The 26,705-nt window shown below is 73.0% G+C and carries 24 protein-coding genes and 1 tRNA gene; 12 read left to right on the top strand and 13 right to left on the bottom strand.

The window, feature by feature from the left end; translation table 11 throughout:
• Positions 1–655 precede the first annotated feature (655 nt).
• The 5 genes from EUS26_RS16195 to EUS26_RS16175 form a co-directional block, all read right to left on the bottom strand.
• Positions 656–3,013: an excinuclease ABC subunit UvrA gene (locus EUS26_RS16195; RefSeq protein WP_130014867.1), complete on the bottom strand. Its 2,358-nt coding sequence runs from the start codon at positions 3,011–3,013 to the stop codon at positions 656–658.
• 86 nt (positions 3,014–3,099) lie between these two features.
• On the bottom strand, positions 3,100–4,452 hold the full coding sequence (locus EUS26_RS16190) for an ABC transporter substrate-binding protein (protein WP_130014866.1): 1,353 nt from the start codon (positions 4,450–4,452) through the stop codon (positions 3,100–3,102).
• Positions 4,453–4,483: 31 nt separating this feature from the next.
• Positions 4,484–5,290 (bottom strand): carbohydrate ABC transporter permease, encoded by an 807-nt coding sequence (locus tag EUS26_RS16185; RefSeq protein ID WP_130014869.1) that lies wholly within the window; start codon positions 5,288–5,290, stop codon positions 4,484–4,486.
• Positions 5,291–5,346: 56 nt separating this feature from the next.
• Positions 5,347–6,231: a carbohydrate ABC transporter permease gene (locus EUS26_RS16180; RefSeq protein WP_130014865.1), complete on the bottom strand. Its 885-nt coding sequence runs from the start codon at positions 6,229–6,231 to the stop codon at positions 5,347–5,349.
• Positions 6,228–8,384 (bottom strand): beta-galactosidase, encoded by a 2,157-nt coding sequence (locus EUS26_RS16175; protein WP_238149037.1) that lies wholly within the window; start codon positions 8,382–8,384, stop codon positions 6,228–6,230. Before EUS26_RS16175 ends, EUS26_RS16180 begins: the two co-directional genes overlap by 4 nt.
• Before the next feature lie 69 nt (positions 8,385–8,453).
• Between EUS26_RS16175 and EUS26_RS16170 the strand changes: the two genes are divergently transcribed.
• Together EUS26_RS16170 and EUS26_RS16165 are read left to right on the top strand one after the other, a co-directional pair.
• On the top strand, positions 8,454–9,467 hold the full coding sequence (locus EUS26_RS16170) for a LacI family DNA-binding transcriptional regulator (protein WP_130014864.1): 1,014 nt from the start codon (positions 8,454–8,456) through the stop codon (positions 9,465–9,467).
• Positions 9,468–9,660: 193 nt separating this feature from the next.
• Complete coding sequence (locus EUS26_RS16165) at positions 9,661–10,467, top strand: hypothetical protein (RefSeq protein WP_130014863.1); 807 nt, start codon at positions 9,661–9,663, stop codon at positions 10,465–10,467.
• Here the strand turns inward: EUS26_RS16165 and EUS26_RS16160 are convergent.
• Positions 10,452–10,724, bottom strand: a complete 273-nt coding sequence (locus EUS26_RS16160; RefSeq protein WP_130014862.1) for a DUF1540 domain-containing protein — start codon at positions 10,722–10,724, stop codon at positions 10,452–10,454. The two genes, EUS26_RS16165 and EUS26_RS16160, sit on opposite strands and share 16 nt — an antisense overlap.
• 238 nt (positions 10,725–10,962) lie before the next feature.
• Here EUS26_RS16160 and EUS26_RS16155 point away from each other — a divergent pair, with 238 nt between their 5' ends.
• Positions 10,963–11,691, top strand: a complete 729-nt coding sequence (locus EUS26_RS16155; protein ID WP_130014861.1) for a hypothetical protein — start codon at positions 10,963–10,965, stop codon at positions 11,689–11,691.
• 3 nt (positions 11,692–11,694) lie between these two features.
• Here EUS26_RS16155 and EUS26_RS16150 read toward each other — a convergent pair whose 3' ends face one another.
• The 3 genes from EUS26_RS16150 to EUS26_RS16140 form a co-directional block, all read right to left on the bottom strand.
• A complete protein-coding gene (locus EUS26_RS16150; RefSeq protein WP_130014860.1) occupies positions 11,695–12,075 on the bottom strand; it encodes a DUF2237 family protein in 381 nt (126 codons plus the stop codon).
• A gap of 41 nt (positions 12,076–12,116) precedes the next feature.
• Positions 12,117–13,178 (bottom strand): SGNH/GDSL hydrolase family protein, encoded by a 1,062-nt coding sequence (locus EUS26_RS16145; protein ID WP_130014859.1) that lies wholly within the window; start codon positions 13,176–13,178, stop codon positions 12,117–12,119.
• A 129-nt stretch (positions 13,179–13,307) separates the two neighbouring features.
• Entirely contained in the window at positions 13,308–13,835 is a 528-nt protein-coding gene (locus tag EUS26_RS16140) for a protein-L-isoaspartate O-methyltransferase family protein (protein WP_130014858.1), read from the bottom strand.
• An 82-nt stretch (positions 13,836–13,917) separates the two neighbouring features.
• On the opposite strand from EUS26_RS16140, the gene EUS26_RS16135 reads away from it, so the two are divergent.
• Entirely contained in the window at positions 13,918–14,217 is a 300-nt protein-coding gene (locus EUS26_RS16135; protein ID WP_130014857.1) for a GNAT family N-acetyltransferase, read from the top strand.
• A gap of 99 nt (positions 14,218–14,316) precedes the next feature.
• Complete coding sequence (locus tag EUS26_RS16130; protein WP_130014856.1) at positions 14,317–14,841, top strand: hypothetical protein; 525 nt, start codon at positions 14,317–14,319, stop codon at positions 14,839–14,841.
• A gap of 51 nt (positions 14,842–14,892) precedes the next feature.
• Here EUS26_RS16130 and EUS26_RS16125 read toward each other — a convergent pair whose 3' ends face one another.
• From EUS26_RS16125 to EUS26_RS16115, 3 genes are all read right to left on the bottom strand, one after another.
• Positions 14,893–15,615 (bottom strand): HAD-IA family hydrolase, encoded by a 723-nt coding sequence (locus EUS26_RS16125; RefSeq protein ID WP_130014868.1) that lies wholly within the window; start codon positions 15,613–15,615, stop codon positions 14,893–14,895.
• The gene (locus EUS26_RS16120) at positions 15,615–17,045 is read right to left on the bottom strand and encodes a sodium:solute symporter family protein (RefSeq protein WP_130014855.1); all 1,431 of its coding nucleotides are present in this window, start codon (positions 17,043–17,045) and stop codon (positions 15,615–15,617) included. The genes EUS26_RS16125 and EUS26_RS16120 overlap by 1 nt, the downstream gene beginning before the upstream one ends.
• An 83-nt stretch (positions 17,046–17,128) precedes the next feature.
• On the bottom strand, positions 17,129–18,010 hold the full coding sequence (locus EUS26_RS16115) for a MurR/RpiR family transcriptional regulator (RefSeq protein ID WP_165368656.1): 882 nt from the start codon (positions 18,008–18,010) through the stop codon (positions 17,129–17,131).
• A 73-nt stretch (positions 18,011–18,083) separates the two neighbouring features.
• Here EUS26_RS16115 and EUS26_RS16110 point away from each other — a divergent pair, with 73 nt between their 5' ends.
• A complete protein-coding gene (locus EUS26_RS16110; protein WP_130014853.1) occupies positions 18,084–19,310 on the top strand; it encodes a metal-dependent hydrolase family protein in 1,227 nt (408 codons plus the stop codon).
• A gap of 257 nt (positions 19,311–19,567) precedes the next feature.
• On the opposite strand, the gene EUS26_RS16105 is transcribed toward EUS26_RS16110, so the two are convergent.
• A tRNA-Leu gene (locus tag EUS26_RS16105) sits at positions 19,568–19,651 on the bottom strand.
• Positions 19,652–19,835: 184 nt separating this feature from the next.
• Between EUS26_RS16105 and EUS26_RS16100 the strand changes: the two genes are divergently transcribed.
• The 6 genes from EUS26_RS16100 to EUS26_RS16075 all read left to right on the top strand — a co-directional run.
• Complete coding sequence (locus EUS26_RS16100) at positions 19,836–20,723, top strand: FhaA domain-containing protein (protein WP_238149036.1); 888 nt, start codon at positions 19,836–19,838, stop codon at positions 20,721–20,723.
• The gene (locus tag EUS26_RS16095) at positions 20,723–21,190 is read left to right on the top strand and encodes an FHA domain-containing protein FhaB/FipA (protein ID WP_130014851.1); all 468 of its coding nucleotides are present in this window, start codon (positions 20,723–20,725) and stop codon (positions 21,188–21,190) included. Before EUS26_RS16100 ends, EUS26_RS16095 begins: the two co-directional genes overlap by 1 nt.
• 2 nt (positions 21,191–21,192) lie before the next feature.
• The gene (locus tag EUS26_RS16090; RefSeq protein WP_130014850.1) at positions 21,193–22,680 is read left to right on the top strand and encodes a PP2C family protein-serine/threonine phosphatase; all 1,488 of its coding nucleotides are present in this window, start codon (positions 21,193–21,195) and stop codon (positions 22,678–22,680) included.
• On the top strand, positions 22,671–24,068 hold the full coding sequence (locus EUS26_RS16085; protein WP_130014849.1) for an FtsW/RodA/SpoVE family cell cycle protein: 1,398 nt from the start codon (positions 22,671–22,673) through the stop codon (positions 24,066–24,068). The genes EUS26_RS16090 and EUS26_RS16085 overlap by 10 nt, the downstream gene beginning before the upstream one ends.
• Positions 24,065–25,522: a peptidoglycan D,D-transpeptidase FtsI family protein gene (locus EUS26_RS16080; protein ID WP_130014848.1), complete on the top strand. Its 1,458-nt coding sequence runs from the start codon at positions 24,065–24,067 to the stop codon at positions 25,520–25,522. The genes EUS26_RS16085 and EUS26_RS16080 overlap by 4 nt, the downstream gene beginning before the upstream one ends.
• Positions 25,519–26,705 (top strand): protein kinase domain-containing protein (locus tag EUS26_RS16075; RefSeq protein ID WP_130014847.1); only part of this gene is annotated, 1,187 nt, incomplete at its 3' end. The genes EUS26_RS16080 and EUS26_RS16075, both read left to right, overlap by 4 nt.

The raw sequence follows: 26,705 nt of genomic DNA, 5'->3' as shown, positions 1-26,705 counted from the left end.
GGGGGGGGGGGGGGGGGCGGGGGGGGGGGGGGGGGGGGGGGGGGGGGGGGGGGGGGGGGGGGGGGGGGGGGGGGCGGGCGGGGGGGGGGGGCGGGGGGGGCGGGGGGGGGGGGGGGCGGGGGGGGCGGGGGGGGGCGGGGGGGGCGGGGGGGCGGGGGCGGCGGCGGGGGGGGGGCGGCGGGGGGGGGGCGGCTCGGCGTGGTGGGGGGGGGGGCGCGGCTGCCGCCCTGGCGGCCGCGGGGCGGTCCACTGCTGGTTGGGGCCGGTGCCCGCCCCCGCGGCGGCCACCGGTGGCCCTCCCGGCGCCGCGGCCGGGCCCTCGTGCGGCGCGGCGGCGACGGTGGCGGCCGGGATCGTGGCCAGCCCCACCGCGAGCGCGGCGGCGCAGGCGGTGGTGGCGGTGGCGGTGGTGGTGGTGGTGGTGCGACGGTGCATGGTCGTGCCCTCCCAGGTGTCGATGACCGATGCCCCCAGCCTCACCGCCCCCGGGACGCAGCACATCCACCTGGGGCCGGAGATGCGCTCCGTCTGGAGGATGAGGAACCACACGCGGCGCCCGGTCGGTCGACAGGCCACCACACGCGGCGCCCGGTCGGTCGACAGACCACCACACGCGGCGCCCGGTCGGTCGGCAGCCCTCGCACGGCCCGCGTGGTCAGGCGCCGACCCACTCCCGCAGGTGCTCGGCGGTGAGCGTGCCGCCGTCCGCGACCATCTGCGCCGGCGTGCCCTCGAAGACGACCCGGCCCCCCTCGTGCCCCGCACCGGGACCGATGTCGACGACCCAGTCGGCGTTGGCCACCACCGCGAGGTTGTGCTCGATGACGACGAGGCTGTGCCCCTGGTCGACCAGGGTGTGCAGCATCTGCACGAGGCGCTCGGTGTCGGCGAGGTGCAGGCCGGCCGTGGGCTCGTCCAGGACGATGGTGGTGCCCTTGCCGCCGAGCTGGGAGGCCAGCTTGAGCCGCTGACGCTCCCCGCCGGAGAGCGTCGTCAGCGGCTGGCCCAGCCGCAGGTAGCCGAGGCCCACGTCGACCAGCCGGGTGAGGATGCCCTTCGCCTTCCCCGTGGTGAAGACCTCGGCCGCGCCGGCGACCGACAGGTCGAAGACCTCGGCGATGCTCAGCCCGTGCAGGGTGTGCTGGAGGACGTCCTCGCGGAACCGCTGGCCGCCGCACACCTCGCACCGGGAGGGTCCGCCGACGAGCATCCCCTGCTCGGGGTAGATGACCCCCTGGCCGTTGCAGGCCGGGCAGGCGCCCTCGGAGTTGGGGGAGAAGAGCGAGGCGGAGACGTCGTTCTCCTTGGCGAAGGCCGTGCGGATCGGGTCGAGCAGCCCGGAGTAGGTCGCCGGGTTCGACCGGCGCGAGCCCCTGATCGCGGACTGGTCGACGATGAGCACGTCCTCGCGGCCACCGAGCGACCCGTGGACCAGCGAGCTCTTGCCCGACCCGGCCACCCCGGTGACGGCGACGAGCACGCCCGTCGGCAGGTCGACGTCCACGTCCTGGAGGTTGTGCGTCGACGCACCCCGGATCTCGATCGACCCGGTGCCGGCGCGCAGCTCCGCGGCCGGGCGCAGCGGCATACGGTGGTCGAGGTAGTGGCCGGTGACGGTGTCCGACCCGCGCAGCCCCGCCACGTCACCCTCGAAGGTGATCGTGCCCCCGTCCCCGCCGGCCCCCGGCCCGATGTCGATGACGTGGTCGGCCGCCTCGATGACCTCCGGCTTGTGCTCGACGACGAGGATGGTGTTGCCCTTGTCGCGCAGCGAGGTCAGCAGCGCGATCATCCGGCGGATGTCGTGCGGGTGCAGCCCCACGGTCGGCTCGTCGAAGACGTAGGTGACGTCGGTGAGCGCGCTGCCGAGCTGACGGATCATCTTCACCCGCTGCGCCTCGCCTCCGGACAGCGTCCCCGCCTCCCGGTCCAGGGAGAGGTAGCCCAGCCCGATCTCGGTGAACGAGTCGAGCATCGCCGCCAGGTTCCCGACCAGCGGCTGCACCGAGGGGTCGTCGACCGCCCGGACCCAGGTCGCGAGATCGCTGACCTGCATCGCCGTGCACTGGCTGATGGTGGTGCCCTTCACCGTGGCGGTCCGCGCGGCCTCGTTGAGCCGGGTGCCGCCGCACTCCGCGCACGGGCCGGTGGTGGCGACCCGCTGCTTGAACTCGATCATGTGCTTCTGCTTCGGCTCCTTGTCGCCGAAGAGCGTGCGTCGGATCCGCACCACCAGCCCCTCGTAGGTGAGGTTGATCCCGGCGAACTTCACCTTGGTCGGCTCCTGGTGCATGAGCCAGTGCCACTCGCGCTCGGAGTAGTCGGCGAGCTTCTTGTCCATGTCGAGCTTGCCGTCGGCCGCCGCCCCCTCGTCGCCGTACATCTTCCAGCCCCAGGTGCCCACGCCGTACCCCGGGACGAGGATGGCGCCCTCGTTGAGGCTCCTGGACCGGTCGACCACGACGTCCTCGTCGATGGCCGCCCGGGTGCCGAGCCCCTCGCACACCGGGCACATTCCCCCGATGAACTCGAAGGTCGCGACCTCCCCCTTGGGTGCCTTGCCGTCCTTCTCGACGACCACCCGGCCGCTGCCGCTGGCGCTGGCGAGGTTGAAGGAGAAGGCCGAGCTCGGCCCGACGTGCGGCTCGGACAGCCGGCTGAAGAGGATGCGCAGCAGGGCGTAGGCGTCGGTCGCGGTGCCCACGGTCGAGCGCGCGTTGGCGCCGAGCCGCTCCTGGTCGACGACGATCGCCGCCGACAGCCCGTCCAGCTCCTCGACCTCGGGCCGGGCGGTCACCGGCATGAACGACTGGAGGAAGGCGGAGTAGGTCTCGTTGATGAGCCGCTGGCTCTCCGCGGCGACGGTGCCGAAGACCAGGCTGGACTTGCCGGATCCGGACACGCCGGAGAAGACCGTCAGCCGGCGCTTGGGGATGTCGACGTCGACGTCGCGCAGGTTGTTGACCCGGGCGCCCCGCACCCGGATGACGTCGTGGCTGTCCGCTGGGTGCATGGGCCGATCGTGCCACGGAGCGGGCCCGCTCGACCGGGAAGATCCGGTGGGGGCGGGCGGAACGGCGCCGGCCCGCCCCCACCGGCTCACTCCCCGACGGGGATGCCCTGGCTCTCCAGCGCGCTCGTCGTCGACTCCTGCGTCGAGGTCAGCGCCTCGGCGAGGCTGCCGTTGCCGCTCGCCGCGGCGGAGAAGCCGTCGGACACGTCGTTGTAGACCTGGGTCATCGTCGGGCCCCACGTCCACTCGGTCGGCACGGTGGCGCCGGCCTCGGTGAAGACCTCGTAGATCTTCTGGTCGCCGTAGAACGGCACCCCTTCGGAGAGCGCGGGCAGCTGCTGGCCCTCGGTGGTGGCCGGGTAGAGGTTGGCGGCCTCGATGAGCGCCTCGTGCGCCTCCTCGGACGTGTTCAACCAGAGCGCGAACTGCGCGGCCTCGTGCGGGTGCTCGCTGCCCTTGAAGACGGCGGTGGTGGAGCCGCCCCAGTTGCCCGCGGCCTGCTCGTCTCCCCAGGTCGGCATGGGGGCGACCCGCCAGTCGCCCTCGGTGTCCGGGGCGCCCGACATGATCGAGTTGGCGCCCCAGACGGCCGAGACCCACGTCCAGGCGTCCCCGCTGTTGTAGGCGTTGTCCCACTCGGTGGTCCACGGCGGGAGGGTGGAGACGAGGTCGTCCTGGATGAGGCCGTTCCAGTAGTCGGCGACCTGCACCGACTCCTCGCTGTCGAGCCCGACCTGCCAGCTGTCGCCCTCGTTGCCGAACCACGAGCCACCCGCCTGCCACACGAAGCCGGCGAACTGGTTGATGTCGCTGGTCGAGAAGTTGGTGATGTAGCCGTCGTTCTCGCGCACCTGCTCGGCGGCGGCGGCATACTCCTCCCACGTCGTGGGCACCTCGATCCCGGCCTCGGTGAAGAGGTCCTCGCGGTAGAACATCGCCATCGGGCCGGTGTCCTGCGGGATCGCGTAGACCGCGTTCTCCTCGCCGAGCTGCACCTGGCTCCAGGTCCAGTCGACGAACTTCTCCTGCGACTCCATGACCCCCTCGCACCCGCCGATGTCGGTGAGCCCGTCCTGCACCCGGAAGTTGGGCAGCGCGTCGAACTCGATCTGACCGAGGTCCGGCGGGTTGCCGGCCTCGAGCTGGTTGAAGAAGTTCTGGTAGGTGCCCGAGTTGCCGTTCGGGCCGGTCTGCACCTCGACCTGGATGTCCGGGTTCTGCTCGTTCCAGAGGTCGACGACACCCTCGATGCCGGGCACCCAGGAGAAGAAGGTCAGGGTGACCTCCCCGTCGCTGGGCTCGCACGCGGTGGCCGCCTCGCCCCCGCCGTCGGCGGCACCCTCGTCGCCGGACCCGCCGCCGGAGTCGCCGCCGCACGCGGCCAGGGTGAGCAGCAGGGCCACCGAGGCGGCCCCCAGCAGTGGTGATGTGATCTTCATGGGTGTCACTCTTTCTTCAGGGGTGGGTGGGCTACTTCAGGGAGCCGGTGCCCAGACCGGTGCGCCAGAAGCGTTGGAGGAGCAGGAAGACGACGATGAGCGGCACGATCGACACCAGGGAGCCGGTGAGGACGTAGAGGCGCAGCTCGGGGACCTGGTTGACGACGGTGTTCCAGTTGTAGAGGCCCAGCGTCACCGGGAAGAGGCTCTCGTCGCGCAGCATGATGAGGGGCAGGAAGAAGTTGTTCCAGATCGCCACGAACTGGAAGAGGTAGACGGTGACCAGGGCGGGGACCATGAGCCGCACCGACACCGAGAAGAAGGTGCGGACCTCGCCGGCGCCGTCCAGCCGGGCCGCCTCGAGCAGCTCGTCGGGCACCGACGACGCGGCGTAGATCCGCGCGAGGTAGACGCCGAACGGGCTGACGATGCTCGGCAGGAACACCGACCAGAAGGTGTTGGTGCCGCCCACCTGGGCGAAGATGAGGAACAGCGGCAGCGCCAGCGCGGTCGCCGGCACGAGCACCCCGCCGAGGACGACGTTGAAGATGACCTCCCGGCCGGGGAAGGCGTACTTCGCGAGCGCATACCCGCACATCCCGGCCAGCAATGTCGCGACCAGCGCACCGACGCCGGCGTAGAGCACCGAGTTCAGCAGCCAGCGCGGCAGGATGCCGTCGCCGTAGGAGAAGACGCCCTGGAGGTTCTCGAGGAGGTTGACGTCGGAGAACCACAGCGGGTTGGTCGTCGTCAGGTCACCGCGCTCCTTGGTCGCCGCGATGAACAGCCACCAGATCGGCGTGAGGAAGTAGAGGGTGAAGACGCCCAGGACGAGCATCGCCACCGTCCGGGAGACCGGGCTCTGCCGGTATGCCGTGCTGCTGGGTGTCGCGCTCACTGGAAGGCCCTCCGTTGGGTCAGCTTGAGGAAGGTGAAGGAGAGCACGAAGGTCGCCAGCGCCAGCACCACCGAGAACGCGGCGGCGAGCGGCTGGTTGGGCACGGCGGCCGTCGTGTAGACGAGCAGGTTGGGGGTGTAGTCGCTGGTCACCGCGGTCGAGAAGGTGCGGAAGACCTGCGGCTCGGCGAGCAGCTGCAGGGTGCCGATGATCGAGAAGACGCCGGTGAGGATGATCGCCGGCAGCACGAGCGGGATCTTCACCGACCAGGCGATCCGCCACTGCCCCGCCCCGTCGAGCAGGGCCGCCTCGTAGACCTCGCCCGGGATCGCGAGCAGCGAGGAGTAGATGATGAGCATGTTGTAGCCGACGTAGACCCAGGTCACGACATTGGCGATGGACCACAGCACGAGCCCGCTGCCGAGGAAGTCGACCTCGCGGGTGACGCCGGTGAACGGCGACAGGTTGGGCGAGTAGAGGAAGCCCCACATGATCGCCGCGATGACACCGGGCACGGCGTAGGGCGCGAAGAAGGCGAGCCGGAAGAAGCGCGCCCCCTTGACGACCGGGGAGTCCAGGAGCAGAGCCAGCAGCAGCGCGACGCCGAGCATGACCGGCACCTGGACGACACCGAAGAGCAGCACCCGGCCGACCGAGCCCCAGAAGGCCTCGTCGGCGATGACCTCGCGGTACTGCGTGAGCCCGCCGAAGACCTCCTCGGCCGGGCCGAAGGTGCCCGACCTCTCGACGGTGCGGGTGGACTGCCAGACGGCGTAGGCCACCGGCAGCAGGTAGAACAGGGTGAACAGCGCCGCGAACGGACCGATGAAGATCGCGATCGCGCCCTTGTGCTGCACCCGGCGGCGGAACGGGCGGCTCATGACGGCTCCTCGTCGGCGAGTCGGACGATGCGGACGGCTCCGGCGGGCACCTCGAGCGTCGGGTCGACGGCGGTGCCAGTGCAGACCTCGGTCCCCCGGGCCGGCACCGTCACGGTCCGGTCACCGTGGTTGAGGACGAAGAGGAAGTCCGGGCCCGGGCCGACGGCGTGCCGGCGGACGACCTCGACCAGCGGTCCGGCGCCCGGCTCGGGCTGCACGCCCGCCCCGGCCAGGACCTCCTCGACCAGCGCCCGCTGGGCCTCGGGGTCGAGGTCCGCCGCGGCGTACCAGGCCCGGCCGGCGCCGTGCTCGTGGACGGTGACGGCCGGCCGGCCCGCGAGCGGGCCCTCGCCCAGGAGGCGGTGGGCCCGCGCCCCGGTGAGGCGCACCTGCTCGGTCCAGCGCCGCACGGTGCCACCGGTCCCGCCCGCCAGCCGCAGGGTGACGCCCTCGGGCAGCGGGTGCACCTCCTCGACGCCGACACCGAGCAGGTCGCGGAACGCCCCGGGGTAGCCGCCGGGGTGGACCCGGTCGTCCTCGTCGACGATCCCGGAGAAGAAGGTGACGAGGACGTGGCCGCCAGCGGCGACGTAGTCCTGCAGGACCGCGGCCTCGGTGTCGCGGACGAGGTAGAGGTGCGGCACCACGACGAGCCGGTAGTCCTCCAGCGGGGCGCCGGGGGGCACGACGTCGACACCGACCCCCGCGGCGCGCAGCGCGGCATACGCCTGGTGGACCTGCTGCAGGTGCGTGACCAGCTCGCTCGGCCGGTTCGGGGCGTCGGCCGCCCACTGGTTCTCGTAGGAGAAGACGAGGGCGACGTCAGCGCTGACCTGCGTCCCGGCGAGGTCGGGCAGCGCGCGCAGGATCCGCCCGAGCTCGAGCACCTCGCGCCAGGTCGCGGACCCGGTGCCGGCGTGCGGGAGCATCGCGGAGTGGAACTTCTCCGCGCCCTGGCGCGAGGCGCGCCACTGGAAGAAGCAGAGTGCGTCGGCACCGCGCGCCAGGTGGGCCACCGAGCTGCGCAGCAGCTCGCCCGGCTGCTTGGCGATGTTGACCGGCTGCCAGTTGACCGCACCGGTGGAGTGCTCCATGAGGATCCACGGCCGACCCTGCGCGAGGCCGCGGGTCAGGTCGGCGCAGAAGGCGAGCTCGGCCGCAGGGTCGGCCAGCCGGTGGTCGAGGTAGTGGTCGTTGGCGATGACGTCGAGGTGCGGCGCCCAGTCCCAGTAGTCCATGTCGCGCTGGTGCGCGGTGACCATGAGGTTGGTGGTCACCGGCACGTCGCTGCGGGCGCGGATCGCCGCGGCCTCGGCCCGGTGCTGGGCCAGCAGCTCGTCGGAGCTGAAGCGGTGGAAGTCCAGGGCCTGGCCGGGGTTGGGGGTGGACAGGGTCAGCCGCGGGGGCAGGACCTCCTCGAAGGAGCCGTAGCGCTGGGACCAGAACGAGGTGCCCCAGGCCTCGTTGAGCGCCGCCACGTCGCCGTACCGCGCGCGCAGCCACCGGCGGAAGGCCTCGGCGCTGACGTCGCAGTAGCACAGCGAGTTGTGCCCGCCGAGCTCGTTGCTCACGTGCCACAGGCGCAGCCCGGGGTGCTGCCCGTAGCGGGAGGCGACCGCGTCCACGAGGGCGAGGGAGAGCTCGCGGAAGACGGGCGAGCTGGGGCACCACGCCTGCCGGCCACCCGGCCAGCGGGTGGTGCCGTCCTCGGCGACCGGCAGCACCTCGGGGTATGCCGTGGTGAGCCACGGGGGCGGCGAGGCCGTCCCCGTGCCGAGGTTGACCCCGATGCCGTGCTCGTGGAGGAGGTCCAGGACCTCGTCGAGGCGGTCGAAGTCGAGGCGGTCGGGGGCCGGCTGGATCTCGGCCCAGCCGAAGACGTTGACGGCCACCAGCTCGACCCCCGCCTCGCGCATGAGCCGGACGTCCTCGTGCCACACCTCCCGGGGCCACTGCTCGGGGTTGTAGTCGCAGCCGAGGAGGGGGTGGTCGGTGCGCCACGGGGTGCGCCCGGGAGCCTCGGCGGGGTCGACGCGGCGGCGTGACCACACCGGGGGGGTGCCGACCTGGACCATCGTCGCTCCTTCGCGCAGGGCGACCCGGTCGGTCGCCTGTGACCGTGCACAGAACTGCCACCAGCAGAGGCGGGGCATTTCTGTGACCGTGCACAGAGACTGCCCGCCCCAGCACCACGCTGTCAACCCCTGGGTAGGATCGCGGTCGTGCCCCCCTCTGCCGGACGTGTGACGATCCGCGATGTCGCGGCGGCCGCCGGCGTGTCCCGGGGCACGGTGAGCCGGGTGCTGAACGGGGAGGGGTACGTCTCCGACCGGGCCCGCGAGGCGATCGAGCGGGCCGTGCGCACGGTGGGCTACGTGCCCAACACCGCGGCGCGCAACCTGGCGCTGAACCGGTCCGGCGCGGTCGGGCTGGTGGTGCACGAGCCGCACGAGCTCTTCCTGGAGGACCCCAACATCGGCGCGATCCTGCTGGGGGCCAACGAGGTGCTCTCCAGCGCGGACCAGCAGCTGGTCAGCCTGGTCATCGACTCCGAGCGGGACACCGAGCGCGTCGTGCGCTACCTGCGCGGCGGCTTCGTGGACGGCGCGGTGGTCGTCTCGGCGCGCGAGCACGACGCCCTGCTCGAGGCGATGCAGCGGACCACCCTGCCGACGGCCCTCGTGGGCCGGCCGCCGCACGGGGTGCGGATGCCCTGGGTCGGCATCGACAACGCCGGCGCCGCGGCGGCGGTGACACGGCTGCTGGTCGACGGCGGACGGGGGCGGGTCGGCATCATCGCGGTCGGTCTCGACCGCGACTCCGGGGCGGACCGGCTCGCCGGCTTCCGGTCGGCGCTGGGTGCGGCCTTCGACCCCGCGCTCGTGGTGGAGCGGCCGCTCTACGAGTACGCCGCGGGCCGGGACGCCATGCGCGAGCTGCTGGACCGCGCCCCGGACGTCGACGGGGTCTTCGCCACCTCGGACGCGGTGGCCGCCGGGGCGCTGGAGGCGCTGCGCGCCGCGGGGCGTCGGGTCCCCGACGACGTCGCGCTCGTCGGCTTCGACGACTCCAGCTGGGCGCGGCGGTGCCGGCCGGCGCTGACCACCGTGCGGCAGCCCGCCCGCGACCTCGGGGCCGCGGCCGCGCAGCTGGTGCTGGACCAGCTCGCCGGCGTCCCCGCCGAACCGGACGGCCGCCTCCTGCCCACCGAGGTCGTCGCCCGCGACTCGACCTGACGGCATACCCCGCGCGTCCGGTGGTGCCCCTCCGCGCGTCCGGTGGTGCCCCTCCACGCGTCCGGTGGTGTCCCTCCACGCGTCCGGTGGTGCCCCTCCGCGCGTCCGGTGCCGCCAACCCGCGGCGGTGGGTGGGCCTCAAGGTATGCGCGCACTTGCTTTTCGCTAAAGAGGTGAGGTTATCCTTACCTTCATGACAGCACCCCACCCCACCTCACCGGTGGTGGACCGGATGCGGGACGCGACCGCCCGGTCCACGGCGGCGCGACTCCTGCGCGGTGCCGGACGGGCCGGCGTCGTCGCCTACCGGGAAGACCCTGACCACGCCCACCCGGTGCTGAGCCACGGCCTCACCGCGGCCGACCTCCTGGTGCTGACGCTGCCGGCCGGTTCGCTCGACCCGGCCACCTCGTGCCGGGAGGTGCGGCTGCGGCTGGACCAGCAGGCGGCCGACCCGCGGGTGCGGGTCTCCACGGCGAGCCTGCACGCGCTGGCGCACCTGCGCCTCATGGACGAGGACGAGGTCTCGGCGATGAGCGGTCTCGGGCTGCTGCCGACCGAGGTGCGCTGGTCGGCGGACGCGGGCGCCCAGGTGGCGCTGCTGTGTCTCGACCGGCTCCTGCTGCACGACCCCGCCGGCGTGACCCCCCTGAGCTTCGCGGACGTCGTCGAGCCGCCCTGCTTTCCCACCCGGGACCAGGAGTGGCTCTGCCGGGACACCGTCGAGCAGCTCGGCGCCGAGGGCACCCGCACCGTCGTCGACGCGGTCGTGGAGGGGCGGCAGGACGGGATCGTGGGTCCGCAGCGCCCCACCCCCGCGTCGATGTCGGGGCTGGCCGGCCAGACCGTGCTGGCCGACGTCGACGGAGCCGGCTGCACCTGGCTCCAGGTCGACACCGCCGGCGGCACCAGGACGGTCTTCGTCCCGTTCCCCACGACCGCCCGCTGCCCGGAGGACCTGGAGCGGGCGGTCGACCAGCTCGCTCAGCTGGCGGTGTAGCTCAGGCAGCGCGCGGTGTCGCCGCCGACCGTGATGGCGTCGGCGGTGCACATGAGGTCCGCGTTGTGGGCGCACTCGAGGCGCTGGCAGGCGCCCACGTGGCCCTCGGCGACGGGGAGTCCCCCGCGGACGTCGAGCTCGACGAAGGTGCCGCAGGACGCCCCGTCGGCGATGGTGACGGCCTCGGCGCTGCAGCCGTCCTTGTTGTAGGCGCAGCTGGTGGCGGCGCACGAGCTGATGGCGGTCATGGTGGCCATGGTCTCGGTCCTTTCCTCGTGGTCCCGGAAGGGGAATGTGCCTCGAGAATAGAAGTCCTCTGCACGGCACCACAAGGGCATCGTGCCTGATCAGAGTATGTGCAGCAGCCTTTCTCCTATTTGTAGGGGGCACCGTGACGGGCACCTCACCGGCATTCCACGTGCTCGCCCTGACCCAATTCCACGACAGCAGCACGCGGCCGTCCAGGGCGGGCCGCTGACAGGGCAAGATGGACCCATGAGCTACGACATCACGTTGTGCCCTCGTCACCCCGAGCAGGACTGGGAGGAGGCGCTGGCGGCCGCCGACGCCGAGGACGCCGACGTCGAGGCGGACCCGCAGGCGCTCGCGACGGGCGTCGAGGCGTTCCGCCGGATCGAGGCCCGGCTGCGCGAGGTGGTCGACGGGGACGTCGAGACCTGGGTGGCCGAGGAGACCGGCGGCGACGTCTACGGCGAGCTCACCGTGGTCGACACCGGCCTCCAGGTGGAGCTCTTCGACCGGTCCGCCTCGGTGAGCGTGCCCGACGAGGCACCCGGCGACCACGACGTGGTGCAGACCCAGGTCCGCCGGGCGGTGGACATCGTGGCCGAGGAGACCGGGTACGACGCCTTCGACCACCGCAGCGGCCAGACCTTCGACGGCACCCTGAGCGGTGCGCCGACCGGCCCCGACGACCCGGACGGTGAGGCTGTCGCCTCCGACCCCGCGGACGCCGGCGGGCCGGTCAGGCCCTCCGCCGCCGATCTCGCCCGTCGGGACCCGACCAGCCTGCGCCGACGCGGGTGGGTCTACCTCATCCTCGGCATCGTCATCACGGTGCTGGGGGTCCAACGACTCGGCTCGGGGGACGCGGGTGCGCTCACCATCGTGCTGCTCGTCATCGGCGTGCTCGACCTGCTGGGTGGAGCGATGCTCGTGGCGGTGTCGCACCGGGCACGGGAGACCACCCCGACGGAGGACTGAGCCTCACAGCCCCGACAGGTCGTCCGGGACGTCCACGGCATACCGTCGCAGCAGGTCGATCGGGACGACGTCGAGCACCTGCTCGTGGGTGGCGGCGAGGACGACCGGGGCGGCGTGGCCGTCCTGTTGGGCCTGGAGCCACCGCAGGGCCACCACGCACCAGCGGTCCCCGGGCCGGAGGCCGGGGAAGCCCCAGGACGGCCGCGGCGTCAGCAGGTCGTTGCCCGCCGAGAACTGGTGGGCGAGGAACTCCTCGGTCATGACCGAGCAGATCCCGTGGACGCCCGTGTCGGCGGGCGTCACCTCGCAGTGCCCGGAGCGGGTGAAGCCGGTGACCGGGTCCACCCCGCACTCCTCCAGCGGTGATCCGAGCACGTTGCGCATGCGCCCAGCATGGCAGGCCCCGGGCCCGCCGGGCTTGTCGGTCAGCCCCGGGAGGCGGGGTCGGCCGCGTGCTCGGCGTCCAGCGCCTGCAGCTCGGCCAGCCCCTCGCGCACCACCCGCTCGTTGCCGCTGCGCAGCTTGGCGACCGCCCGCCTGACCTCGCCGGGGTTCACCCCGGCGGCCCGCGCCTCGCGCAGGTGGGCCGTGCTGGTGAGGTCCATGTCGAGCACCACGGCCGCCTGGGCCCGGACCGACGGCTCAGGTGCCGGCGGGGCCGGCGGCTGCGCGAGGCTGCGGACCGGCGCCGCAGCGAGTCCCAGCGCCGGGGCGACCGCCGCGGCGTAGGCACGGTTGCCGGCGCGGTCCGGGTGGAAGGACTCGTCGACCGGGAAGGTCAGGTTGTTGATCCACGCCTGCGCGTCGCACACGGCATGGCCGGCGAAGTCGTCGCGCACCTCGACGTAGGTGAAGCCCGCAGCGGTGGACCGGGCACTGATGAGCTGGTCCAGCTCCGCGGTGCCGGCGTTGAGCCGCGCCATCTCCCGGCCGGAGAAGAAGGTGAGCCAGGAGCAGTCTCGCCCGTTGAAGAGGTAGGGGTACCCGGCGACGGCCACCTCGGCGTTCGGGGCCCGGCCGGCGATCTCGCCGTAGACCTGGTCCAGGCGTCCTGGCAGCACGGTCCGCAGGGTCCGCAGGCTGCCGTCGATCTCACCGTCGCAGTCGCTGATCCAGCCCGGGAGGGCGCACTCGGTCAGCACGTCGGCGAAGCCGACGTCGTTGCCGCCGATGGTCATCGAGACCCGGTCGGTGCCCGCGTCGAGCGCGCCGACCTGGTCGGTGAGGACGTCCGTCGTGTCGGCGCCCGAGCACGCCTGGTAGTCGAGGGTGAGGCCCTGCTGGCCCGCGAGGAGGGCGGGGTAGCCGAAGGGCGACCGGTAGCAGGAGTCGGTGCGGGCGAACGTGCCCGTCCCGGCGGAGAAGCTGTCACCGAGGGCGACGTAGTCGCCGTCGGCGCTCGCGGCCTGGGTGGGGCTGGCGGCGAGGGTGACACCCAGGGCGAGGGTGCTGGTGGCGGCCAGGAGGGTCCGTGTCGTCGTTGACATGCGGCCCATGCAAGCACACGCGGCCGACGCACCGCCGGATCTCGGGCTCCCGTGCCGCTGCCATGGTGGACGCCGGCCGGCGGGGCCGCCCGGTGCGAGACCGCCACCCGCCAGGTCCGGGGACGGGACCTACCGCAGCGGGACGAAGCGGTACCACCCCGGCGCCGCCTGACGGTGGACGCGTGCCCCGCGGCGCCGGGCCAGCACGTGGCGGCCGTCCAGCGGCACCAGCAGGCGGCCACCGTCGGCCAGCTGGACGGCGAGCTCCTCCGGCCACCCGGTGGCCATGGCCGAGACGAGGATGCGGTCGTAGGGCGCGCCGTCCGGCCACCCCAGCACACCTGGCACCGCGGTGTGCACCTGCGCCCAGGAGAAGCCGCCCTCCCGCACCCTCCCGGACGCGTCGGCGGCGAGCTCGGGTTCCAGCTCCACCCCCACGACCGAGCCGGTCTCACCGACCAGCCGGGCCAGCAGCGCGGTCGTCCAGCCGGACCCGGCCCCCACGTCGAGCACCCGCTGGCCGGGCCGGGCGTCGAGCAGCCGCAGCATCGCCGCGACGGTGCTGGGCTGAGAGCTGGTGGCGCCGTGGCCGATGGCCAGCGGCACGTCGGTGTGGGGAGACCTCGGCCGCACCCTACCCCCGGTGGGGCACGTCATACCGGCTCGTCGTCCGTCTCCGACCCGCCCTCGTCGTCGGCGGCCGTGTGGACGTCGGGCGTCGGGCGCGAGAGGCTGGGGTATGGCCGACGTCCAGGTGACCCGCAACGACGACCAGGCGAGGTACGAGGCCCGTCTCGACGGCGACCTCGTGGGCTTCGCGGAGTACCAGCTGACCGACATCCTCGTCGTGTTCACGCACACCGAGGTCGAGCCGGCGGCGGAGGGCAAGGGGGTCGGCAGCGCGCTCGCCCGGTACGCCCTCGACGACGTCCGGGACCAGGGCACCCGCACGGTCCTGCCCATCTGCCCGTTCGTCAAGGGGTGGATCGACCGGCACCCCGACTACGCGGACCTGCTCTACTCCGGCTCGGGCGGCTGAACCCAGCGCCCCTCGGGGGCATACTGCTGGCGTGTCCGCACGTCTGCGGACGAGGAGGCGGGGATGGTGGGGGACGACCGCGTCAGGGTGGAGGACGACATGAGTTACCGGTACGGGCGCAGCTGGCACGGGGTCCTGCGCAGACCGATCCAGGAGATCACCGAGCAGCAGGCGCGGGCTCGCTTCACCGACGGTCCGTCCTTCTCGGTGAGCAAGGTCGCCGACCCCGCCGGGGGCGTCGTGCCGGACTACACCCTCCTGATCGACCCGGACGGGATGTACGTGGGGGCCGAGTTCTACGACGCGTTCGGCTCGAGGGTGAAGAGGTACCACTTCGACGAGGACGCCGGTCGCCCTGGGAGCCTCTTCCTCCGGGAGGTCGTGGTCACGGTCTACCCGGACGGCCAGGACCGGTGGCTGTCGCTCCGCGGTTCCACGGCGCACACGTCCTTCCTCTTCCAGCCCGACGGGCGAGCCCGTTCCTACGCCGCCGTCCGGGGTCGGCCGGCGGCCAAGGTCGAGGAGTTCACCGGGGTGGACGTCTCGGCGCACTGGGTCCCGATCATCACCTTCGGCGACTGGGACCGCTTCGGCGAGCACCGTGAGCCCGACCTGCCCGGGTGAGGGGTATCGGGGACCACACAGCTGCGGGTCGCCGGTCCACCCGCGGGGCGCTCAGATGTGCTGGTCGTCCCGCACGGCCTCGGCGAAGGCGGCCATGGACGGGTACTCCGCGAGGTAGCTCCACCGGTCCTGCGGCTCGGGCGTCGCGCCCCAGCCGGGGCTCGCGTGGCGGCGGTTGATCCACACCGAGTCGATCCCGCGCCGGGCCGCGGGCGCGTGGTCGTGGAAGAGGCTCTGCGCGACGTGCAGGTGCTCCTCGCGGGCCACCCCCAGGTCGCGCAGCGTGGCGTCCAGCGCGAGGAAGTGCGGGTCGGCGGGCTTGTAGGCCCCGACGTCCTGCGCCGTGACCACGGCCGCCGGCGTCATGTGCAACCGGCGGTTGCTGGCGGCGAAGCCGTCCCGGTGCACGTTGGACAGGATGATGAGCGAGAAGTGCTCGGCCAGCGAGGCGAGCGCCTCCGCGGAGTCCTCGAAGGCGGGCCAGTCGGGCACGGAGCCGCCCAGGTGCTGCCGCCACCCCTCGTCCACCGGGGCGCCCAGCGCCCGCCCGGTGCGGGCGAAGGCCTGCGCGAGGACCTCCGGGTAGAGCGCGCGCGGGTGCTCCCGCGCCACGGCGGCCTCGTGCCGGGCATACTCGCGCAGCAGCGACTCCTGGTCGAGCTCCAGCCCCGCCTGCTGCGCCCAGGGCACGAGCACGCCCCCGATGCCGGCCTCCCAGTCGATGAGCGTGCCGTAGACGTCGAAGCTCAGCGCGCGGTAGTCCTGCAGCCGCATCACCGCACCTCACCCTCGGCGGCCTCGAGCGGCTGGTCCTCGACCGTGCGCCGGGACCCGGGGGTGAGCAGGCTGACCACCACGAGCGTGATCAAGGTGGCGGGCAGCGACACCAGCACCGAGTTGACGTCGCCGGGCTGGCCCAGCTGCTCCCAGGTGATGGTGAGCACGACGGCGACGCTCATCGAGGCGATCGCCCCCCACTTGGTCGCCCGCGGCCAGAAGAAGATCGCCAGGACCGGCGGTGCGAGGGCGACGCCGTAGACGGTGTAGGAGTAGAGCTGCAGCTCCAGCACGGTGGGGAAGAAGCGGCCCAGGACGTAGGCGATGAGCGCGATGCCGAGGACCGCGAGACGGTGCACCCGCAGCCGCCCGCTGTCGTCGAGCTCGACGCCCAGCATCCGCTGCACCGCGTCGTAGACGACGTTGCCGGCACCCGAGAGCAGGAACGAGGAGCCGGTGGTGATGATGAACGCCAGCGCCCCGCCCAGCAGCAGACCGCCGATGACCACCGGGAGGTAGCCCTCTCCGGCGAGCGAGAGGATGGCGGTGTCCGGCTGGATGTCCGGCATGAGGACCACGGCCGCGGACCCGAGCAGCGCCACGGGCACGGTGACGAGGAAGCTGGTGAAGAAGAAGCCGCGGGTGGCCTGCTTGGCGTCCTCCTCGGTGCGGGCCGCGCCGAGCCGCTGGTACATGTTCTGGTCGGCCAGGATGAGCAGGAAGAGCGGCAGGAAGTAGCCGAGGAGCGCCAGGGCCGGGAGGCCGCCGGAGAGGGTCGTATGCGTCTCCGGCATCCCCTGCCAGTAGGCGTCCCACCCGCCGATGTCGCCGCCCAGGATGATCGGCAGCGCGACGAACAGGCTCACCACGATGACGATGGCGGACACGAAGTCGCTCCAGGCCACCGAGCGCAGGCCCCCGCCCACGGCCAGCAGGGTGATGATGACCGCCACGAGGATCGCGCCGCCCTGCGGGGAGAGCGGCGTGATGACGCTGATGATGTAGCCGCCGCCGGTGAACTGGTAGGCGGTGATGCCGATGTAGGCGAGGATGGTGATGAGGGCCGCGATGATCCGGACGGCGACGCCGTACTTGCGCTCGAGCAGCTCGGGCACGGTGTGGGCGGCCGAGCGGCGGACCCGTTTGGCGATGAAGTAGAGCACGACGATGCCCACGGGGGTGCCCGCCATGAAGAAGATGGAGGCCAGCGGACCGTAGGTGTAGGCGAAGCTCGCCCCGCCGATGATCGTCCCGGACCCGACCCAGGTGGCCAGCAGGGTGCCGATCATCACGGGCTTGGGCAGGCTGCGACCGGCGAAGAGGAAGTCGTCCCCGGTCGCGGTGTACTTGCGCCGGCTGAACCAGACGCCGATGCCGACCATCAGGGCCAGGTAGAGGACCAGGATGGTCACGTGCACGGGCTGCATGAGGGACCTCTCGCGGTGCGGGTAGGACCACCGGGACCGGCGGCACCCCCCATCGAATCGTCCCTGGGCCCGGATTGCAACATCTATTGCACTTCGGGAAGCAGTCCGTCGCGGTCCGTCGGGAAGAGGTCGAAGGCCCGCCAGAGCTCGTCGGCGGCGTCCGCGGCCCTGCTCGCGGCCTGCGGGTCGGCGGCCACGAGGGCGGCGACGACGGCCTGCACGACGGTGATCGTGGGCACCAGCGAGGGGAACATGCTGGCCCCCTCGCTCGGGACCAGCACGAACTCGTCGGCCAGCGTGGTGATGCCCGGGCGGGCGTGGTCGCCGATGACGACCAGGCGCACGCCCCGCTCGTGCGCGAGGCCGGCGATCCGCAGGAGGTCACCAGGGGTGCGCCAGAGGTGGAAGAGGATCAGGGCGTCCCCCTCGCCCAGCAGGCCGAAGGCGTTGAGCAGGGTGGTGCCGCCCGAGCGCTCCAGCCGCACGTCGTGCCCGATGGTCTGGGCGAGGTGGGCCAGCTGCAGACCGGGGGCGGCGAAGCTGCCCGAGCCCACGACGAGCGTGGTCGCGGCACGGGCGATGATGCCGGCCACCCGTGCGAGCTGGTCCTCGTCGACGAGCGAGGCCAGGTCGTGCAGGTTGTGCAGGTCCTGGCGCACGGCGTCACCGCCGACGCCGCCCGGCTCCCCGTGCTCCTGCAGCACCTCCGAGGCCGAGAGCAGCGACAGGTAGCGCGAGCGGACCTCCGCCCGCAGCTGCGGCCACCCGGTGAACCCGATGAACTGGGCTGCCCTCACCACCGTGGCGGGGTTGACCTCGGCGACGCCGGCGGCGTCCTGGACGGAGGCGTAGGACATCTGCCGCGGGTGGGAGCCCAGCGCCCGCAGCACCTCCCGCACCCCCCGGCCGGGGGAGCGGTCGCCCAGCCGTGCCGACACCCAGGCTGGCAGCTCGGTCCCCGTCATGGGTCCATACTGCAACATTCCTTGCCCGGATGTGCGAGGGTGAGAAGGACCGGCTCGTGAGAGGAGACCAGGAGTGGAAACGCATACCGTCGTCCTGCAGGGGGGCACCGTCTGCGACGTGGCGTCCGGGGAGAGCGTCCGCGCCGACGTCGTCATCAACGACGGGGTCGTCACGGAGGTGGGGACCGAGGTCACGACGCCCCGGTCGGCCACGACCATCGACGCCACGGGCCTGTTCGTCAGCCCCGGCCTCATCGACGCGCACGTCCACGTCACCGCCGGGACGGCCGACCTCGCGGCGCAGGCGGAGTTCTCCCCCTTCTACGTCGCGGCCCAGACCCAGGGCATCCTGCGGGGGATGCTCGAGCGCGGCTTCACCTCGGTGCGCGACGTCGGTGGCGCGGACCACGGCGTGGCAGCCGCGGTCGCGGACGGTCTGTGGGCCGGGCCCACCGTCTTCTTCGGCGGCAAGGCGCTGTCGCCCAGCGGCGGGCACGCGGACCTGCGCAGCGCCGGCCGCCAGGTCGTCGACAACCACGTCTGCTGCCCCAACATCGGCACCCTCTGCGACGGGGTCGACGAGGTCCGCCGGGCTGCCCGCAACCAGCTGCGCACCGGCGCCGACCACGTCAAGATCATGCTCTCCGGGGGCGTGGCCTCCCCGACCGACCGGGTCGACTCGCTGCAGTTCTCCGTGGACGAGATCGAGGCCGTCGTCGAGGAGGCGTCCAACGCCAACCGCTACGTCACCGGGCACGCCTACACCGCGCGCGCCGTCAACCGCGGGCTGCAGCTGGGCCTGCGGTGCATCGAGCACGGCAACCTCATCGACGCCTCGAGCGTCGAGCTGTTCCGCGAGCACGACGCCTTCCTCGTCCCCACCCTCGTGACCTACGACTACCTGAGCAAGGAGGGCGCCGAGGCCGGGCTGCCCGAGGCCAGCCAGGCCAAGGTCGGCGACGTGCTGGAGGCCGGGCTGCACGCGCTGGACCTGGCGACCACGGGCGGGGTCAAGATCGCCCTCGGCACCGACCTGCTGGGTGCCATGCACCGCCACCAGAGCCAGGAGTTCGCCATCCGCGCCCAGGTCCAGCAGCCGCAGGACATCCTGCGCTCGGCCACGCTCGTGGGGGCCGACCTGCTGGGCCGGCCGGGGACGCTGGGCACCGTGGCGGAGGGCGCGACCGCCGACCTGGCGCTGTGGCGCAGCAACCCCCTGGAGGACGCCCAGGTGCTGGCCGACCCCGCGGCCCAGCTGCGGATGGTGCTCCAGGGCGGCGTCGTGACGCACGAGGCCTGACGCCCGACAGGGTCGGCCGGCTGCCCGAGCCCGGTGCCCGTCGTGACGGTGAGGCCGGTCGCACAAGCCCCACGAGCCCAGGGAGCCCCACCTTGCGGGGACGTTCCCGGAGGACGGGGATATGACGCCGTGGTCCGGACATGTCCCCGCACCCTGCGACTGCTGTGACTCCTGGGACCAGGGCTCAGGACCGGACGTGCTGCACCCAGGACAGCGAAGAGCCCCAGTGATCGTGGATCACTGGGGCTCTTCCGGTGTGCGCGAGGGGGGAGTTGAACCCCCACGCCCTTGCGGGCACACGGACCTGAACCGTGCGCGTCTGCCTATTCCGCCACTCGCGCGAGTGCCGAGCAAGATTAGCACGGGGGGCACGTGCGCCCCCAATCGCCGAGGCCACCGCGACCCCGCAGGACAGGAACCGCGCACGTCCCCGCACCCCCCAGCCTCCAGGCTCCTCCCACCCGCGGCAGATACCATCGAGGCGCCAGCCAGTGCCGTGACGAGACCGAGGAGCAGGACGTGGGTGTGTTCGACAGGCTCGAGCGTGGTCTCGAGCGAGCCGTCAAGCAGCCCTTCGCCAAGGTCTTCAAGGCCGAGGTGCAGCCGGTCGAGATCGCCTCCGCCATGCGCGGCGCCATGGACGACCGGGCGGCCGTGCTCGGCCCCGGCCGCACCATGGTCCCCAACGTCTTCACCGTCGAGCTGGCCGAGTCCGACTACGAGCGGCTGGCGTCCTACGAGCACGCCCTGACCGACGAGCTCGTCGCCGCCGCCGAGGACCACGCCGACGCCCAGCGGTATGTCGCTCCCGGCCCGTTCGAGGTCCGCCTCGTCTCCGGCGAGGAGCTCGAGACCGGCATCTTCCGGGTCCGCCCGACGGCCAAGGACGGCCGTCAGGGCCAGCGCGGGGGGGCCCGCGAGTTCGCCCGGGCCCAGCAGGAGCGCGACGAGCGCCGGGAGGGGGAGGAGCGTCGGCGACGCGAGGCCGAGGAGCGCGAGCGGCGGGAGGCGGACGCCCGTCGGTCCGCGCCGGACCCCCGTGACCACGACCGGGACGCCGACGCCTACGAGCGGTCGGCATACCGCCGCCCCACCGAGGAGCGCCCCCGCCAGCGTCGCCGCTCCGGGCCCTCGCTGACGATCGACGGGCGGCACGTGCCGCTGACGACCGCCGTGACCACCCTCGGTCGCGGTGAGGACTGCACCCTCGTCGTCGACGACCCGGGCGCCTCCCGACGGCACGCCGAGATCCGGATCAGCCACGACGGGCCGCACCTGCAGGTCATCCTGCGCGACCTCAACTCCACCAACGGCACCTACCTCAACGGCGAGCAGGTCGGCAGCGAGGAGTTGCGCTCCGGCGACCGCATCACCCTGGGACGCACGCACATCACGGTCCAGCTGGAGGGTTGATGGGTGAGCTGACCCTCAACCTGCTCCGGCTCGGCGTGGTCGTGCTGCTCTGGGCGTTCGTCGTCGCCGTGGTCGGCGCGCTGCGCGGAGACCTCTACGGCACCCGGGTCCTCACCCGCAACGCCGGGCCGACCCGCAAGCCGGAGTCGCGCTCGGACCGCAAGCAGCGACGCAACACCCCCACCCACCTCGTCGTCACCGAGGGACGGCTGCGCGGCACCTCGGTGCCGCTGCACGACGCCGGGGTCCTGGTCGGCCGCAACCCGGAGTGCTCGCTCGTCCTCACCGACGACTACGCCTCCGGCCGCCACCTGCGGATCTACCCCGGAGCCGACGCGTGGTACGCCGACGACCTCGGCTCCACCAACGGCACCGAGGTCAACGGCCAGCGCATCGCGACCGGGGCGCGGCTGGACCCGGGCGCGCAGATCCGGATCGGCCAGACCGTCCTCGAGCTGCGTCGTTGAACATGGCCGTCGCCCTGCGCTACGCCGCGCGCACCAACATCGGTCTCGGCAGCAAGTCCCGCAACGAGGACTCCGCGTATGCCGGTCCCGAGCTGCTGGTGCTCTGCGACGGGATGGGTGGGCACGCCGCGGGCGACGTCGCGTCCTCCCTCGTGGTGGGCGAGCTCGTGCACCTCGACGGCGAGTCGCACGGCGCGGACGACGCCCTCGACATCCTGGAGCACGCGCTGGAGGAGGCCAACAACCGGCTCGCCGACGTGATGGAGGTCTACCCCGACTCCGACGGCATGGGCACCACGTGCATCGCCATGCTCCGGGTCGACAGCAAGCTGGCGGTCGCCAACATCGGCGACTCCCGGGCCTACCTCCTGCGTGCGGGCCGGCTCACGCAGATCACCACCGACCACTCCTTCGTTCAGAAGCTGCTGGACGAGGGCCGGATCAGCCAGGAGGAGGCGCAGCACCACCCGCAGCGCTCCCTCGTGACCCGGGTCTTCACCGGCCGCCCGGAGGACCACCCCGACCTGTCGCTGCGCGAGCTGCGCGAGGGGGACCGCGTGCTGCTGTGCAGCGACGGGCTCACCGACTACGTCTCCACCGAGGTCGTCACCGAGATCCTCGCCGAGCCCGGCCGGACCCCGGGCCAGGTCGCGGACGCGCTGGTGCACACCGCGCTGCGCGCCTCCACCCGCGACAACGTGAGCGTCATCGTCGCCGACGCCGTGTCGCCCGGCGAGGGCACGAGCAAGCCGCAGGTGGTGGGGGCCGCCAGCGAGCGCCGGGGCACCCGACCCCTGAGCCACCTCAGCCCCGCCGAGAAGGCGGCGGCGCTGTCCCGGGAGGCCGCGGGCACCTCGGAGATCGCCGAGGCGCCGGTCCTCGCCGAGGAGCAGTCCCGCCCCTGGGTCCGCTGGCTGCGTCGCGTCGGGATCGGGGTCGCGGTCGCCGTGGTGCTCGTCGCCGGCGGCTGGGCGGCCTGGACGTGGAGCCAGCAGCAGTACTTCGTCGGCGAGCAGGACGGGAGGGTGACGATCTACCGCGGCATCTCCCAGGACGTCGGGCCGCTGCGCCTGTCCACCGCCGAGGAGCAGACCGAGGTGCTCGTCGAGGACCTGCCCGACTACTACCGGACGCGGGTGCAGGACACCCTGTCCGCGGACGGACGCGAGGGCGCCGACCGCATCGTCGCCGACCTCCGTGCGCTGACCCCGGCGGCCTGCGTGCCCACCGTCCTGCTGCCCGACGGGTCCACCACCACGCAGGTCCCGGACGACATGGCGACGACCACCGCCGACAGCCTCGCCGAGGCCACCGCCGGTCGTGCCGAGCCGGGTCCCGGCTCCCCCCTGGACGACCTGCTGCGCGACTCCCTCGCGGCCGGTAGCGGCGCCCTGGGCGGATCGGCCGGAGACACCTCGGACGTCGCACCGACCGGCGCCGACGACGCGCGCCCGACGGCGACGGTCGTCTGGCCGGAGGGATGCCCGTGACCGCCACCAGCCCCACCCCCTCGACCGTCACCAGCCTCACGGTCCGCAGCGGTCGGACCATCGAGCTGCTGCTGCTCGTGCTCGCGGTCGGGATCGTCGCCCTGGCCTACGTCGCCGTCAACCTCACCGTCGTCGGCGAGCTGCCCACCCACGTCTGGTGGCACGTCGCCGTCTTCGCCGCCCTCGCCGGTGGGCTGCACCTCGTCCTGCGCCTGCGCGCCCGGTATGCCGACCCCCTCCTCCTCCCGCTGGCGACGCTGCTCAACGGGCTGGGCCTGGTGATGATCCACCGCATCGACCTCGTGCCCGGCCAGCTCGGGACCTCCGGGGTGGCGAGCCGGCAGCTCATCTGGACCGGGCTGGCCATGGCGATGGCCGCGGTCGTGCTGGTGCTGCTGCGCGACCACCGGGTGCTGCGCCGCTACACCTACATCGCCATGGCCCTCGGCTTCGTCCTGCTGCTGCTGCCGATGCTGCCGGTCATCGGGGAGACGGTGAACGGCTCGCGGCTGTGGATCCGCATCGGGCCGTTCAGCTTCCAGCCGGGCGAGCTGGCCAAGATCGCGGTGGCCGTCTTCTTCGCCGGCTACCTCGTCTCCACCCGGGACGCCCTGTCGCTGGTCGGACGGCGCGTCCTCGGCCTGCAGTTCCCGCGGGCCCGCGACCTCGGGCCGATCCTCGTCGCCTGGTCCCTCTCGGTGCTCATCCTCGTGCTGCAGCGCGACCTCGGCTCCTCGCTGCTCTTCTTCGGGCTCTTCGTCGCCATGCTCTACGTCGCGACCGAGCGCACCAGCTGGATCGTCATCGGCCTCACCCTCTTCGCCTCCGGCGCCGTGCTGGCCTGGCGGCTGTTCAGCCACGTGCAGAGCCGGGTCACCCTGTGGCTGGACCCGTTCGCCCCCGACCAGTCCGACCAGGTGGCCAAGGGGCTGATGGGCCTGGCCCACGGCGGCATCTTCGGCGCCGGCCTCGGCAACGGCTACCCCTACATCACCTACTACGCCAACAGCGACTACATCGTCGCCAGCTTCGGGGAGGAGCTCGGGATGGTGGGGCTGTTCGCCCTCCTCATGCTGTATGCCCTGCTCGTGGAGCGTGGGCTGCGCACCGCGATCGGGTCGCGTGACGGCTTCGGCAAGCTGCTGGCCGTCGGGCTGTCCTTCACCGTGGCGCTGCAGGTCTTCGTCATCGTCGGCGGCATCACCCGGGTCATCCCGCTGACCGGTCTCACCACGCCGTTCCTGTCCGCCGGCGGTTCGTCGCTGCTGGCCAACTGGATCATCGTGGCGCTCCTGCTGCGGATCAGCGACGCCGCCCGGCGCCCGATCTCCGAGCGCCGCCAGGACCCCAGCATCGACGCCGCCGAGCGGGCGGAGGCCCTGCGATGAACACCCCTGTCCGTCGGCTCGCGCTCGTCGTCTTCGCGATGTTCACCGCGCTGCTGCTGTCGACCACGTGGATCCAGTTCGTGCAGGCCGACGACCTGCGCGATCGCGCCGGCAACCGGCGCACCCTCATCGAGAACTACAGCCGCGACCGCGGGGCCATCCTCGTCGACGGCACCCCCATCGCCTCCTCGGAGCCGACCGACGACGAGCTGGAGTGGCTGCGCCGCTACCAGCAGCCGTCCCGGTACGCCCACGTCACCGGCTACTACTCCTTCACCTACGGCGCGGGGCTGGGCCTGGAGCGCGCGGAGGACTCGCTGCTCGCCGGCACCGACGACAGCCTCTTCTACCAGCGGCTGTCCGACGTCGTCACCGGCAAGCCCGCCTCGGGGGCCAGCCTGGAGCTCACCATCGACCCCGCCGTCCAGGCGGCGGCGGTGGAGGCCCTCGGCGAGCGCCGCGGGGCCGCGGTGGCCCTGGACCCGCGCACCGGAGAGATCCTGGCCATGGTCAGCCGTCCCGGTTTCGACCCCAACGCGCTCTCCAGCCACCGGCTCAGCGCGGTCGACGAGGCCTACACCGCGCTCGTCGAGGACCCGGCCTCCCCGTTGACCAACCGGGCCATCGGGGGCGACCTCTACCCGCCCGGCTCGACCTTCAAGCTCGTGCTCGCCGCGGCGGCGCTGGAGTCGGGGGAGTACGAGCCGGACACCGAGCTGGAGGGCGGCCTGACCTACACCCTGCCCGGCACGGAGACCACGTTGCCCAACTTCGGCGGCGCCGCCTGCGATCCGGAGGACCGCCCGACCCTCGCCGAGTCGGTCCAGGTCTCCTGCAACACCTCCTTCGCCTGGCTGGCCGGGGAGCTGGGCGACGACGCCATCCGGGAGCAGGCCGAGGCCTTCGGGTTCGGTGAACCGCTCGAGGTCCCGATGAGCGTCACTCCTTCGATCTACCCGGACGAGCTCGACGACGCCCAGCTGGCGCTGACCGGCATCGGCCAGTTCGAGGTCCGGGAGACGCCGATGCAGGTGGCGATGATCTCGGCGGCGATCGCCAACGAGGGCGTGGTGATGACGCCATACCTCGTGGAGGAGGTGCGCAACTCCGACCTGGAGGTCATCGAGTCCGCCGAGCCGCGCACCCGTGCACGGGCGGTCTCCGGCCAGACCGCGGACGAGCTCACCGACATGATGGAGCTCGTCGTGCAGCAGGGGTCGGGCCAGGCCGCCGCCCTGCCGGACGTGCCGGTGGCGGGCAAGACCGGCACCGCCGAGTTCGGCGACAGCGGCGCCGCGCACGCCTGGTTCACCGGGTTCGCGCCCGCCGACGACCCGCAGATCGCCGTCGCGGTCATCGTCGAGTCGGCCACCGACAACTGGGCCGGGGAGACCGGCGGCCAGGTCGCCGCCCCGATCGCCCGGGCCATGCTCGACGCAGGAGTGCAACGATGAGCGAGGACCCCACCGAGGCCACGGCGCGCCCGGACGGCTCGCCGGCTCCCGACCGGGTGCTGGGGGGACGGTACGAGCTGGGGGACCTCATCGGCCGCGGCGGTATGGCGGACGTGCACGTCGGCCACGACCTGCGGCTCGGGCGGCCGGTCGCCATCAAGGTGCTCCGCACCGACCTGGCGCGGGACTCCTCCTTCCTCGCGCGCTTCCGGCGTGAGGCGCAGTCGGCCGCCGGCCTGTCCCACCCCTCCATCGTGGGGGTCTTCGACTCCGGTGAGGAGGCGGTGACCGAGTCCGGGGGCGCGACGGTGCAGGTGCCCTACATCGTCATGGAGCTCGTCGAGGGCCGGACGCTGCGCGAGCTGCTCAACGAGCGGCGCACCCTGGACCCCGACGAGGCGGCCCGCATCACCGCCGCGGTCCTCGCCGCGCTGGAGTACGCCCACGAGCGCGGCCTGGTCCACCGGGACATCAAGCCCGCCAACGTCATGGTCACCGACGGCGGCGCCGTCAAGGTCATGGACTTCGGCATCGCCCGGGCCATCGCCGACACCGCGGCGACGATGACCCAGACGCAGGCCGTCATGGGCACCGCGCGCTACCTCTCCCCGGAGCAGGCCCAGGGCCTGGACGTCGACGGCCGCTCCGACCTCTACTCCGTCGGGTGCCTGCTCTACGAGCTGCTCACCGGGCGCACGCCCTTCCAGGGCGACCCCGTCTCGCTGGTCTACCAGCACCTGGGTGAGCCGCCCAAGGCGCCCTCGACCCACGCGGCGCGGCTCCCCGAGGCCCTGGACGCCATCACCCTGCACGCGCTGGAGAAGAAGCCGGAGGAGCGCTACCAGGACGCCGCGGCGTTCCGCGCCGACCTCAACGCCGCCCGCGCGGACGAGCCGGTCTCCGCAGCCGCCCGGTCGACCTACGACCGCGCGATCGGGGCCGGTGTCGCCGGTGCCGGGGCGGCGGCCGCGGCGGCCGCGGCCCGGTGGTCGGCCTCGCGGGCGGCGGCCGTGGGCCGGGCGGGCCGGGGCGGGCCCTCCGGGGGCTCGGTGACGGGCTCGCGGCGCTCGGCGCGGATGAGGTCGACCTGGTGCTGCTCGCGCTGCACCCGCTCGGAGACCTCGTCGTCGGCACTGCGGGAGGTATGGCCGGCGACCTCGCCCTCGAGCTCCTCCACCCGCGA

The sequence above is a fragment of the Serinicoccus sediminis genome, assembly GCF_004153545.1.
In the GTDB taxonomy this organism is placed as follows: Bacteria; Actinomycetota; Actinomycetes; order Actinomycetales; family Dermatophilaceae; genus Ornithinicoccus; species Ornithinicoccus sediminis_A.
Note: the sequence above shows the minus strand (reverse complement) of the source record. Positions and strands in the feature narration are given on the sequence as shown.

What these genes read in the sequence shown, in the direction of transcription:
- EUS26_RS16195 (WP_130014867.1), bottom strand. Translation starts at nt 3,013, where the DNA reads ATGCACCCAGCGGACAGCCACGACGTCATCCGGGTGCGGGGCGCCCGG.
- EUS26_RS16190 (WP_130014866.1), bottom strand. Translation starts at nt 4,452, where the DNA reads ATGAAGATCACATCACCACTGCTGGGGGCCGCCTCGGTGGCCCTGCTG.
- EUS26_RS16185 (WP_130014869.1), bottom strand. Translation starts at nt 5,290, where the DNA reads ATGCTCGTCCTGGGCGTCTTCACCCTCTACTTCCTCACGCCGATCTGG.
- EUS26_RS16180 (WP_130014865.1), bottom strand. Translation starts at nt 6,231, where the DNA reads ATGAGCCGCCCGTTCCGCCGCCGGGTGCAGCACAAGGGCGCGATCGCG.
- EUS26_RS16175 (WP_238149037.1), bottom strand. Translation starts at nt 8,384, where the DNA reads ATGCCCCGCCTCTGCTGGTGGCAGTTCTGTGCACGGTCACAGGCGACC.
- EUS26_RS16165 (WP_130014863.1), top strand. Translation starts at nt 9,661, where the DNA reads ATGACAGCACCCCACCCCACCTCACCGGTGGTGGACCGGATGCGGGAC.
- EUS26_RS16160 (WP_130014862.1), bottom strand. Translation starts at nt 10,724, where the DNA reads ATGGCCACCATGACCGCCATCAGCTCGTGCGCCGCCACCAGCTGCGCC.
- EUS26_RS16155 (WP_130014861.1), top strand. Translation starts at nt 10,963, where the DNA reads ATGAGCTACGACATCACGTTGTGCCCTCGTCACCCCGAGCAGGACTGG.
- EUS26_RS16150 (WP_130014860.1), bottom strand. Translation starts at nt 12,075, where the DNA reads ATGCGCAACGTGCTCGGATCACCGCTGGAGGAGTGCGGGGTGGACCCG.
- EUS26_RS16145 (WP_130014859.1), bottom strand. Translation starts at nt 13,178, where the DNA reads ATGTCAACGACGACACGGACCCTCCTGGCCGCCACCAGCACCCTCGCC.
- EUS26_RS16140 (WP_130014858.1), bottom strand. Translation starts at nt 13,835, where the DNA reads ATGACGTGCCCCACCGGGGGTAGGGTGCGGCCGAGGTCTCCCCACACC.
- EUS26_RS16135 (WP_130014857.1), top strand. Translation starts at nt 13,918, where the DNA reads ATGGCCGACGTCCAGGTGACCCGCAACGACGACCAGGCGAGGTACGAG.
- EUS26_RS16130 (WP_130014856.1), top strand. Translation starts at nt 14,317, where the DNA reads ATGAGTTACCGGTACGGGCGCAGCTGGCACGGGGTCCTGCGCAGACCG.
- EUS26_RS16125 (WP_130014868.1), bottom strand. Translation starts at nt 15,615, where the DNA reads ATGCGGCTGCAGGACTACCGCGCGCTGAGCTTCGACGTCTACGGCACG.
- EUS26_RS16120 (WP_130014855.1), bottom strand. Translation starts at nt 17,045, where the DNA reads ATGCAGCCCGTGCACGTGACCATCCTGGTCCTCTACCTGGCCCTGATG.
- EUS26_RS16115 (WP_165368656.1), bottom strand. Translation starts at nt 18,010, where the DNA reads ATGACGGGGACCGAGCTGCCAGCCTGGGTGTCGGCACGGCTGGGCGAC.
- EUS26_RS16095 (WP_130014851.1), top strand. Translation starts at nt 20,723, where the DNA reads ATGGGTGAGCTGACCCTCAACCTGCTCCGGCTCGGCGTGGTCGTGCTG.
- EUS26_RS16090 (WP_130014850.1), top strand. Translation starts at nt 21,193, where the DNA reads ATGGCCGTCGCCCTGCGCTACGCCGCGCGCACCAACATCGGTCTCGGC.
- EUS26_RS16085 (WP_130014849.1), top strand. Translation starts at nt 22,671, where the DNA reads ATGCCCGTGACCGCCACCAGCCCCACCCCCTCGACCGTCACCAGCCTC.
- EUS26_RS16080 (WP_130014848.1), top strand. Translation starts at nt 24,065, where the DNA reads ATGAACACCCCTGTCCGTCGGCTCGCGCTCGTCGTCTTCGCGATGTTC.